This window comes from Micromonospora sp. CNZ296 (assembly GCF_007827635.1).
Genome location: NZ_VISW01000009.1, coordinates 93,019 through 102,119 on the forward strand (window position 1 = coordinate 93,019; position 9,101 = coordinate 102,119).

Sequence of the window (9,101 nt, forward strand, 5' to 3'; positions counted from 1 at the left end):
GATGTGATGGTCGAGCAGCCGCACGAGCGGCGGCGCAACCGGTACGTCCCGGGTCACTGCCTTGCCCGGTGCTTGAGCCCTCGGTCCTCGGCGGTGTCGTCTCCGTCGCCCCAGTCCCGACCTACGGCCACCGTCGAGCCGGTCAGGTGCAGTACCCCCCACCCCCCACGCTGGGCGGGCCGCTCGTACTCGTCTTCGTGCAGGTGGAGCACTTCCTCGGGGCGCAGCGCGGCGTAGTACATGCACCCGAAGAACGCTTCCAACTCGGGCACGCTGCGCCCCACTTCGGCGAGCAGCGCCCGAGCCTGATTGGGGTTGACCACCGCTCCCCGGTCGACCTCATCGGCCATCTTCGGAGCGGTCCAGCTCAGCAGGGACATCGGGTGCGTGTCGAGTAGCCGCAGTTCAACGGCGTACTTGAGAGCGCCGGAGAAGACGGCCCGCTTGCGGGCGACTGTGTTGGGCGACGCGGGCGTGCCGTCCATCCGCAGGGCGAGCGTGTCGAGCGCCTTCCGCACCAAGGCAGCGTCGGTGAGCGCCGTCAGATCGACGGTGTTGGCCTTGAGTCAGCGCACGGCGAGTCGCCCTGCCCGTCTCGCCCGAAAAGTCGGCTGAGCTAAAGATGTGACTCCTTTCTCCTTGGCTGATGCCCGCAACTCTTTGCGCTGTGGTGAGTGCCGCGCCAACCAAGGCGGCTAGCATCCCCTGAGCGGCTTGTCATCTCTCAATCAACTGCCTAACGAAGCGATGTGCTGTAGCGGACCGCTTCTGTAGACCTTTAGACAGAACAGCATTCACCCACTTCGGTCCATGGCCTCCGACGCCCTTGACGAATGATTCAAGCTCGCCGTTGGGTGAGACGAAGACTCCGATTTCGGTGAGCTTGCTGAGTAGTAGCTCGCAAGAGAGATACGCATCTCCATGCGGTACGGATTCGAGTCCGGTATCTTTCGCCTCCTCCCATCCATCTTTGAACGAGAATAGCGCTGTAACCGCCTTGCTGGTCTCCCGGTCCAGGTCTGCTTCATCGCCGGGCAAGATGCTGTCCAGCTTCTTCCGAAGCCCCGAAATGGGCTTGGCGACCCGCTTCGCGCTAATTGGCCCTGCAAAGCGTGTCCTGAGCTGAGCAAATTCCTCCCAGGTGCCTCCGCAAGCTTCGACCAGGCGCTTAAAGCCCTGTTCATCTCGAAACATGTCGAAGTCAACAGCGGCAACCACGTCGACGCCTACGCTGCGGAGGGCTGATACCGCGACATGTATCCGATCCTTTCCTCCGGCAGGTACAAAGAGCACGTCAGGTCTTGCGACACCTCGCTCATCGACGAGGTAGTCCACGACCGCCCCGAAGAACCGGCAGTCGGAGTCGCTTTCCGCTACTACGACCCGATTGTAAAAGAGGCCGTCGAAGATTCTTGAGTATCTAAGGAGGGGGTCAGTCCATAACGATTTTGCCTGCTCGGCGTCAATCTGCTTGGCATGGTTCACGTCGCCGTCCCTGGTAAGCCGAACAACAGTTACTTCGGCAGGGCCGTCAAGTAATCCCCAAAGAAAGTCCGTATCATGAGTCGCGATGAATAGCTGAGACCCGCTGTTGGTCGCCAATTCGCTGAGGAGTCGCCCCAGCGCGCGCCGCTGAGGAGGGTGCAGGAAAGCTTCTGGCTCGTCAACGGTAATCACGAAGTAGTTCTGGACCAGCATTGTTAGCGCTAGACCCATAAAACTCCGCATCCCATGGCCCTGCTCGCCTAACGCTGGAAGCGCACGCTCGGCATCCGCATACGCCTTCGTGGGCCGATTGACGGGCGGAACTTCAGCGTCGGGAACCCCTAGTCTAAGAGACGATGAGGAGCTAAGCCGTTGAAGGGTAATAGGCATCCCGAACGCCGATTCGCAAATCTTTGAGAATTTTTGCTCAAGATCGCCGTCGTAGTACAGGAAGGCGACGGGGCTGCTTGGTATATCATCCATATACCCCGAACTGACCTGACCGCCTACGATACCAGCGCGTGAGTCGACGTCGGCGGAGAACGTGAGATAGTTCGCCAGGTGGGGTCCTATATGCCCTGTGTGGGCATTCTCCCAGCCGTATTTCAGCTCATGCCATCTGACTTGCTGGCCCATCCGCCGATACATCTCCTCATACATGTTGCGCTCTTTGTGCGCATTCTCTTGCAACCAAGCATGGAGGTCGTCCACGGTGCCCTTGGTTTCGAAGCTGACATCACGCACGACCTTTGCCTCACTCTTGCTATGGGGTGAGGCGAGAGAGTTGATTAAGCCGTGCAGAGTAACGGTCTTGCCAGAGTTGTTCGGTCCGACTATGACGGTGATGCCTTGAGCGGGTGTAAGAACGCGCGTTCGGTCGCTGAACGTAAGCGAGGAGATCCAGAAGTCGATGGCCACGAGGCGATCCTGCCCGAGCGCTGCGGTGAACGCGACCCCGCGCCACGCCGAGGTTGCTCGCGTCGGCAATCGCCTTCGGCGAGGATCCGTTGTTTGGCGGCGGGGCGACGTTCAGTGGCGCGCAGGTGTCATTCGACGGGGCGACGTTCAGCGGCGGGCGGGTGCCCTTCCAAGGAGCGACGTTCGGCGGCGGGGTGGTGTCCTTCGACAGGGCGCGGTTGGACGTGCCGCCGACGTTCGACCCATCGCCGGACGGGCGTCGACCGGATGGGCTACGCCTGCCTACTGGGGTGAGTCCTGTTGTTTGTGTGTCACCAGCAAGGCAAGGCAGCCGATATGCCCAGGTCATAGCACTGAGCTTGACGCACTGTAAGTCCGTCGCGAAAGCTACAGAGGTTCGAATCCATCACCCGCCACCAGGTGCAAGAACGGCCCGTGAGTTGCGAAAACGCGCTCCGGGGCCATTCTCGTTCGGGCCGCGACACTCGTCAGCCCTGTCGGCTCGCGCCGTTAAGCTGAGCCATGATCGAAGCGGGCAGTCGCATACGCGGTCAAGCGCCTCCGCCGGCCGTCGTCTTCGAGGCGCTGAGCGAGCCTGACCGCGACCCGGCACGCCCGTGGCTTCGGTTGCTCGACGACGAACAGCGACCGCAGATCCTGCGCCGCGAACGCCCGAACCTGGTCGTCTGGTCATCGCTGTGGTCGAAGCGACCCGACGCGCAGGTGCGCTTCGATCTCGCGTCCGACGGGCATCAAGGCACCCTGCTTCGGTGGACGCTGCTGCTCGCCGAGCCTTTTCCAGACCCCTCGCTGCTCGGGCATCTGCGTAGGCGACTGAACGAGCTGATCAACGCGAATCTGCGGTACACCTTCGGCCAGTAGCCGCGCGACCGGTCCGCCGGGCCGTGTCCTCCGGCGGACGGGCCGGTAGATCGATACTGGGTCGTGGATCAGGATGAGGTTCGGGTGCTGGCGACCGCCGAGTTCACCAGACGGATGCGCGCCGGCAAGCCCCGAGGCGGGTTCCAGATCGACGACTGGCAGATCTCCGAGCCGTACGAAGCGCAGGTGCGAGGACTCCGCGGAACCGAGCGCCTGCTGGTCGTCGACTTCGTTCCCCGTGGGGAGACCCGAGCCCGGGGACACTGCAAGCTCAGCGTGGCGGTCGATCCGGACACCGGCGTGGCGGACATGCTCAGGTGACGTACGCCGAAGGCGCTGGACGCCCCTGGTGAGCCCACTGAGCGGTTCCGGCGTGAATGAGCGAATCATCCTCTGGCGTTCATGACACGGGCAGGTATGGTGGTCAATGCCCGCGGGTCCGGTGGTGGTCCACCGGGCGGATTGGCCAGGGTGAGCCGGCCGGGCGACCCAGGGTTGGTGGTGTGGGGTTTCGCGTGACTTGATCCCCTTCGTGGGTGAAGGTGGGAATCCGCAATGGACGAAGCGGCTGACGTCCCTTCACCCCCATGACCTGGCTGCGTGTCGTGGGTGGCCGGGCCGAACGGCGGAACCTGACAGCTACTCGGGCTGGGCGGGTCCTCTCCGCTTTTCTGCCCCTCAGGCTTGTGGCACGATCGGGAAACCTTCACCATCCCTGTGGCAATCTCCCGACAGGAGCAATCATGTCTGGTCGAACGCTGGGCCGGCTGCTTGGCTCGCTCCTCGTGCTCGCCGCCATCGCAGGCGCCTTCGGCATCCTCCCCGGCACCAGTAGCGCGCAACTCGCCGACATCGTCTGGACGATGGACGCCCCGCGCTGAATCATCGAGTCGTCCGCCGGCCGGCGGACGACGTCTCGGGTAGGAGGGGCATGGCAAGCCAGGGCCGACCTCGTAGGTCAACGGAACGTGCCTGGCTCGTCACCGCCCCTCTGGCGCTGCTGGCGGTGGTCTTCAGCACCTGCATCGCCCTGGTGGCGGACCACCCGTTCGGCAAGTGGCCGCTCGCCTTCGTGTTCTTCGTCGTCATGGCGGGGATCAGCTTCGCGGTGCTGAACGTCTACGTCCGGCGCCAGTCGGTGGGCGTGACGCTCACCGAGGTGCCACTGATCGTGGCGCTCTACTTCCTGCCGCCCTTGAGTGTCGTACTGATCTACACACTCTCGGTGCTGATCTGGAGTGCCTCGCACCGTTTCGGCGCGGCGAAGCTCTGGTTCAACGTCGCCAAGGCCGCCGCCGCCACCTCGCTGGCCAGCCTCGTACTCCTGGCGCTGCCGCCGCTGCGCGGTGTCGGGCCGGGGACCTGGGGCTCGCTGTTCCTCGCCGTCTGCGTGGTCACGCTGGTCAGCCTCGTGAGCGTGGTCGGCGTGCACGTGCTGCTCCAGGGCTGGCAGGCCGGGCGGGACGCGCTGCGCAGCATGCCGACCGCTCTGCTCACCGCCGCCATCAACGTGGCGATCGGCCTGCTCGTCCTGATCGCCCTGAAGACGACGTGGTGGTCGGCGCTGCTGCTCGCCGCCCTCTTCAGCGGCCTGGTCCTGGTCTACCGCTCCTACTCCCAGTTCTTCCGCCAGCACCGCACGCTGGCCGGGATGTACGAGCTCACCCGCCTTCTCGCCTCCGGCACCGAGCGGTCACTCGCCGACATCCTCCTCGACCGGGTACGCGCGCTGATGCAGGCCGAGTACGCGACGCTCTGGCTGCCCGCCCAGGGCCGGCATCCCGAGGTGCTGCTCACCGCCCGGGTGGACACCCCCGGCCTGCTTGACCTGGCGCCCACCCCGGCGAGCCTGCGCCAGCAGGTGCACAAGAAGGGTCGTACCCTCTCGATCGGCCGCTGGCTCGGCGGCGATCCGGCGTTGCGGCAGGCGGCGGGGGAGGAGCGGGTCAAGGACGCCATCGTGGTGCCGCTGCGCTCCGGCCAGGCCGTGATCGGCACGCTGGAGGTGACCAACCGGCTCAGCGACATCGGCCACTTCGCCCCCGGCGACATCCCCGTCTTCGAGACGGTCGCCGCGCACGCCGCTGTGGCGCTGGAGAACTCCCGCCTGGTCGACCGGCTGCGGCACGACGCCGACCACGACGCGCTCACCGGCCTGCCCAACCGGCGGCGCCTCACCTCGTCGGTGGCGGAGGCGGTCAAGATCCGCGCCCCGGGTGAGGTGGTGGCGCTGCTGCTCTTCGACGTGGACCGGCTCCGCCAGGTGAACGAGTCGCTGGGTCACGCCGCCGGCGACAAGGTGCTCATGGAGGTGGCCGAGCGGCTGCGCTCCTGCGCGCCCTCCTCGGCGCTCGTCGGCCGGGCCGGCGGTGACGAGTTCCTGGTGACGCTGCGGTTGGAGAGCACCGAGGCGGCCCTGGAACTGGCGGCCCAGCTGCGGGAGCAGATCCGCGACGAGATGGTCTTCGACGCGCTCACCCTGGACGTGGACACGGTCGTCGGGGTGGCCGTGCACCCGGACCACGGCAGCGACGCGGTGGCGCTGCTGCAACGCGTCGACCTGGCCGCCACCGCGGCCAAGTCGGTACCGGGCAGCGTGCAGCTCTACAGCCCGGCGCTGGAGTCGCGGTCGCTGCGCCGGCTCGGCCTCGCTGGCGACCTGCAACGCGCGCTGGACGAGGGCGAGCTGGAGGTCTACTTCCAGCCGAAGGTCACGCTGCGGGACCGCCGCCTGGTGGGCGTGGAGTGCCTGGCCCGGTGGGAGCACCCGGCGCACGGCAGTGTCGCCCCGGACGACTTCGTGGCGGTGGCCGAGCACACCGGCCAGCTCGGCCGGCTCACCGAGTTCGTGCTCCGGGAGAGCCTGCGGCGCAGCCGCGACTGGAGCCACGGCGAACAGCCGCTGTCCGTCGCGGTCAACCTCGCCGCGCGTACGCTCACCGACCAGCACTTCCCGGCGCTGGTACGCGACCTGCTGGCCGAGTACGGCGTACCGCCGCAGCGGCTGACGCTGGAGGTCACCGAGGCGGGTGTCCTGGACGGCACCGAACGTCCCATACCCACCCTGCGCAGCCTGCGTGACCTCGGTGTCCGCCTCTCGGTGGACGACTTCGGCACGGGTAACTCGTCGCTGGCGCAACTGCGTCGGCTGCCTGTGCACGAGGTGAAGGTGGACCGGTCGTTCGTGCAGGGCATGGCGACCGATCCGGGCGACCTGGCGATCGTCAACGCGGTGGTGACGCTGTCGCAGCAGTTCGGCCTGGCGGTGGTGGCCGAGGGCGTGGAGAGCGAGCTGACGCTGGAGCTGCTCCAGGACATCGGCTGTGAGATCGGCCAGGGATTCCTGTTCAGCCGCCCTCTGCCGTACGAGCGGCTGGAGGCCTGGTTCGGCGCCCAGGTCGACCCGGAGACGGTGGTCGCGGGGGAGCTGCCGCGCCTGCGAGTAGTGCCCTGACCAGGGCGGACACGCACTCGGGGGATCCGATTTCACCTGCGCGACGCGGTCGTGTACTGTTTCCCCTGCGCGACACCCCCCGGGGTGATCGAGCAGGCCCCCTTAGCTCAGTCGGCAGAGCGTCTCCATGGTAAGGAGAAGGTCTACGGTTCGATTCCGTAAGGGGGCTCAGAGGGTCCGGCTGGACCCGCCACGGCGGTGTAGCTCAGATGGCAGAGCAAGCGGCTCATAATCGCTGTGTCGCCGGTTCAAGTCCGGCCACCGCTACTCTCGTCCTCCGGGCCCAGCCCGGTGGCCGGTGGGATGGGCGCCACAGGCGCCCACTTTGCATGTCCGCGTCGTCAGCGCGTACGCTGACACGCCGTAGTTGATATCCGTGAGCGAGGAAGGCACTCCGCCGTGGCGAAGGCGACCGATGTCCGGCCGAAGATCACTTTGGCGTGTGTGGAGTGCAAGGAGCGCAACTACATCACGCGCAAGAACCGCCGTAACGACCCGGACCGCATCGAGCTGAAGAAGTTCTGCCCCCGGGACGGCAAGCACACCGTCCACCGCGAGACCCGCTGACCGCGGCCGGCACAGCCGGCACCGCAACAGCTTCTCGAACGCCGATCCACCTGACGGGTGGCCTCCGGGCCGCCCGACCGGGCGGATCGGCGTTCGTGTTTTCCGTGTAGGTTCGGCGGCATGTCCCTGGACCCGTCCTTCGTCGGCCGGACGTACCCGCCGACCGCCCCCTACCAGGTGGGCCGAGAAAAGATCCGCGAGTTCGCCACCGCCGTCGGCGCCACCGACCCGGTCCACCACGACCCGGAGGCGGCCCGGGCGCTCGGCCACCCCGACGTGGTGGCGCCGCCGACGTTCCCCGTGGTCGTCACCATGTCGGCCAGCCGGCAGATCGTCGAGGACCCGGCGCTCGGCGTCGACTACAGCCGTGTGGTGCACGGCGACCAGCGGTTCGCGTACACCCGGCCGGTGGTGGCCGGGGACGAGCTGGTGTGCGTGAACACCATCGAGGAGGTCACCACCCGGGGCGGGCACGGCTTCCTGACCACCCGCACGGACGTGAGCACGGTGGACGGTGAGCCGGTGGTCGCCGTGTGGTCCAAGATCGTCGTACGCGGGGAGGCCTGAGGACATGGAGCTGCCCACCCAGACGTACCGGGTGACCCGCGCGGACCTGGTCCGCTACGCGGGCGCCTCGGGCGACTTCAACCCGATCCACTGGAGCGACCGCACCGCCACCGGCGTCGGGCTGCCGGGCGTCATCGCCCACGGCATGTTCACCATGGCGCTGGTCGGCCGGGCGGTGGCCGGCTGGGCCGGCGCGCCGGACGCGGTGGTCGACTTCGGCGTCCGCTTCACCCGCCCGGTGGTCGTCCCGGACACCGACGAGGGCACCGAGATCGAGGTGTCAGCGGTGGTCAAGGAGGTCACCGAAGAGGGCCTGACCAGGCTCGACATCACCGCCACCTGCCAGGGCGAGAAGGTGCTGTCGCAGGCTCGGGCACTGATCCGCACGACGCGCTGAGGGTTCGCCCGACGCGCGAGAGGCAGACCGGTTGGGAAAGTCGCACGACTACCCGTACACTGGTCCGCCGTGGGGCAAGTGACCCCCGCTCGGCACAGCGTGTCCGGGTGGAGGTGAGTTGCCGCACAGGGGTGTAGCTCAATTGGCAGAGCAGCGGTCTCCAAAACCGCAGGCTGCAGGTTCAAGTCCTGTCACCCCTGCGCCTCAGGCCTGACCGTTCCGTGGGTCGCGCCGCCCTCACCGGCGGCGTCCGGCCCGTGGTGGTGGCATCGGTGGGGTGGTTCCGAGGCGTTCGGGCCCTCCCGGCCGGTCCGCCGGCCGCGGCCCGTCGCGGGACGGTTGGTCCGGCCGGCGTGACCAACACGCCGCGCACGCCGCCCGGCGTGCGACCCCATACCCGCACGGAGGGCGAAGTGGCCGAGAGCAAGCGCCGCGGCGAGGACGACGGCGACGAGCGTCTGAACGACGACGCGACCGTCGACGACGTGGCCGACGACGACGCCACCGACGCGGACGAGCCGGTCGCCCGGGGTGGCACCGCGACCCGCAAGCGGGCGCAGGCCGAGCCGGCCGAGGGCCGGAAGACCCGCAAGGACACCGAGCGGATCGGGCTGTTCGCCCGCATCGCGCGGTTCTTCCGCGAGGTCGTGGCAGAGCTGCGTAAGGTCATCTGGCCGACCCGCAAGGAGCTGCTGACCTACACGGCCGTGGTGGTCACCTTCGTCGCGGTGATGCTGGCGATCGTGGCCGGCCTGGACTACGGCTTCGCCAAGGCGGTGCTGTGGGTCTTCGGCGAGTCCAGCTGACCTGCGGACAGCGATACTGACGGAA

General features: G+C 67.3%; 11 protein-coding genes and 3 tRNA genes. 12 read left to right on the forward strand and 2 right to left on the reverse strand.

Going from position 1 to position 9,101, the window contains the following annotated elements; genetic code table 11:
- Nucleotides 1-53: 53 nt before the first annotated feature.
- Nucleotides 54-518, reverse strand: coding sequence for a hypothetical protein (locus FB455_RS16470; protein WP_145753972.1), 465 nt, complete (start codon nucleotides 516-518; stop codon nucleotides 54-56).
- Between the two features lie 199 nt (nucleotides 519-717).
- Complete coding sequence (locus FB455_RS16475) at nucleotides 718-2,403, reverse strand: AAA family ATPase (protein ID WP_145753975.1); 1,686 nt, start codon at nucleotides 2,401-2,403, stop codon at nucleotides 718-720.
- An 89-nt stretch (nucleotides 2,404-2,492) separates the two neighbouring features.
- Here FB455_RS16475 and FB455_RS16480 point away from each other — a divergent pair, with 89 nt between their 5' ends.
- The 12 genes from FB455_RS16480 to secE all read left to right on the forward strand — a co-directional run bounded on the left by FB455_RS16480 (nucleotide 2,493) and on the right by secE (nucleotide 9,076).
- The gene (locus FB455_RS16480) at nucleotides 2,493-3,002 is read left to right on the forward strand and encodes a pentapeptide repeat-containing protein (RefSeq protein WP_486481542.1); all 510 of its coding nucleotides are present in this window, start codon (nucleotides 2,493-2,495) and stop codon (nucleotides 3,000-3,002) included.
- Entirely contained in the window at nucleotides 2,926-3,285 is a 360-nt protein-coding gene (locus tag FB455_RS16485) for a hypothetical protein (protein WP_145753980.1), read from the forward strand. Before FB455_RS16480 ends, FB455_RS16485 begins: the two co-directional genes overlap by 77 nt.
- Before the next feature lie 84 nt (nucleotides 3,286-3,369).
- Nucleotides 3,370-3,606, forward strand: a complete 237-nt coding sequence (locus tag FB455_RS16490; RefSeq protein ID WP_013473700.1) for a hypothetical protein — start codon at nucleotides 3,370-3,372, stop codon at nucleotides 3,604-3,606.
- Nucleotides 3,607-4,028: 422 nt separating this feature from the next.
- Entirely contained in the window at nucleotides 4,029-4,166 is a 138-nt protein-coding gene (locus FB455_RS34305) for a hypothetical protein (protein ID WP_013288654.1), read from the forward strand.
- Between the two features lie 50 nt (nucleotides 4,167-4,216).
- Nucleotides 4,217-6,739: a putative bifunctional diguanylate cyclase/phosphodiesterase gene (locus FB455_RS16495; protein WP_013288653.1), complete on the forward strand. Its 2,523-nt coding sequence runs from the start codon at nucleotides 4,217-4,219 to the stop codon at nucleotides 6,737-6,739.
- Nucleotides 6,740-6,835: 96 nt separating this feature from the next.
- Nucleotides 6,836-6,908: transfer RNA gene (locus FB455_RS16500), tRNA-Thr, on the forward strand.
- A gap of 25 nt (nucleotides 6,909-6,933) precedes the next feature.
- Nucleotides 6,934-7,006 (forward strand) — tRNA-Met (locus FB455_RS16505).
- Nucleotides 7,007-7,138: 132 nt separating this feature from the next.
- On the forward strand, nucleotides 7,139-7,306 hold the full coding sequence (gene rpmG / locus FB455_RS16510; protein WP_013288652.1) for a 50S ribosomal protein L33: 168 nt from the start codon (nucleotides 7,139-7,141) through the stop codon (nucleotides 7,304-7,306).
- A 120-nt stretch (nucleotides 7,307-7,426) separates the two neighbouring features.
- Nucleotides 7,427-7,873, forward strand: a complete 447-nt coding sequence (locus FB455_RS16515; protein ID WP_013288651.1) for a MaoC family dehydratase N-terminal domain-containing protein — start codon at nucleotides 7,427-7,429, stop codon at nucleotides 7,871-7,873.
- Nucleotides 7,874-7,877: 4 nt separating this feature from the next.
- Nucleotides 7,878-8,270, forward strand: coding sequence for a MaoC family dehydratase (locus FB455_RS16520; protein ID WP_030269317.1), 393 nt, complete (start codon nucleotides 7,878-7,880; stop codon nucleotides 8,268-8,270).
- Between the two features lie 127 nt (nucleotides 8,271-8,397).
- A tRNA-Trp gene (locus tag FB455_RS16525) sits at nucleotides 8,398-8,470 on the forward strand.
- Between the two features lie 213 nt (nucleotides 8,471-8,683).
- On the forward strand, nucleotides 8,684-9,076 hold the full coding sequence (gene secE / locus FB455_RS16530) for a preprotein translocase subunit SecE (protein ID WP_013288649.1): 393 nt from the start codon (nucleotides 8,684-8,686) through the stop codon (nucleotides 9,074-9,076).
- Nucleotides 9,077-9,101: the final 25 nt, after the last annotated feature.